Origin of the sequence: Sporosarcina cascadiensis (genome assembly GCF_009650995.1) — a bacterium.
GTDB classification, from domain to species: domain Bacteria; phylum Bacillota; class Bacilli; order Bacillales_A; family Planococcaceae; genus Sporosarcina; species Sporosarcina cascadiensis.
Window position 1 is genome coordinate 1 of the sequence record NZ_WHVV01000038.1, and the last position, 1,135, is coordinate 1,135.

Genomic DNA, 1,135 nt, shown 5'->3' on the forward strand with positions numbered 1-1,135 from the left:
TAGGTTAAGTTAGAAAGGGCGCACGGCGGATGCCTTGGCACTAGGAGCCGATGAAGGACGGCACTAACACCGATATGCTTCGGGGAGCTGTAAGTGAGCTTTGATCCGAAGATTTCCGAATGGGGAAACCCACTGTTTTTAATAGAACAGTACGTTTACGTGAATACATAGCGTAATCGTGGCACACCCGGAGAACTGAAACATCTAAGTACCCGGAGGAAGAGAAAGAAACATCGATTCCCTTAGTAGCGGCGAGCGAAACGGGAAGAGCCCAAACCAAGAAGCTTGCTTCTTGGGGTTGTAGGACACTCTATACGGAGTTACAAAGGAATGCGTTAGACGAAGCGATCTGGAAAGGTCCGCCGCAGTGGGTAACAGCCCCGTAGTCGAAAGCACATTCCCTCCAGAGTGGATCCTGAGTACGGCGGAACACGTGAAATTCCGTCGGAATCCGGGAGGACCATCTCCCAAGGCTAAATACTCCCTAGTGACCGATAGTGAACCAGTACCGTGAGGGAAAGGTGAAAAGCACCCCGGAAGGGGAGTGAAATAGATCCTGAAACCGTGCGCTTACAAATTGTCAGAGCTCGTTAATGAGTGATGGCGTGCCTTTTGTAGAATGAACCGGCGAGTTACGATTCCATGCAAGGTTAAGCTGAGAAAGCGGAGCCGCAGCGAAAGCGAGTCTGAATAGGGCGAATGAGTATGGGGTCGTAGACCCGAAACCAGGTGATCTACCCATGTCCAGGGTGAAGGTCAGGTAACACTGACTGGAGGCCCGAACCCACGTATGTTGAAAAATGCGGGGATGAGGTGTGGGTAGCGGTGAAATTCCAATCGAACCTGGAGATAGCTGGTTCTCTCCGAAATAGCTTTAGGGCTAGCCTCAAACGATAGAATCTCGGAGGTAGAGCACTGTTTGGACGAGGGGCCCATCCCGGGTTACCGAATTCAGACAAACTCCGAATGCCGATGATTTATGTTTGGGAGTCAGACAGTGGGTGATAAGATCCATTGTCGAGAGGGAAACAGCCCAGACCACCAGTTAAGGTCCCCAAGTATCTGTTAAGTGGAAAAGGATGTGGCGTTGCCCAGACAACCAGGATGTTGGCTTAGAAGCAGCCATCATTTAAAG

General features: G+C 50.7%; 1 rRNA gene. It reads left to right on the forward strand.

From position 1 onward, the window contains the following. Window positions 1-2: 2 nt before the first annotated feature. Window positions 3-1,135 (forward strand): 23S ribosomal RNA (locus GDZ68_RS17885); the annotation flags it as partial.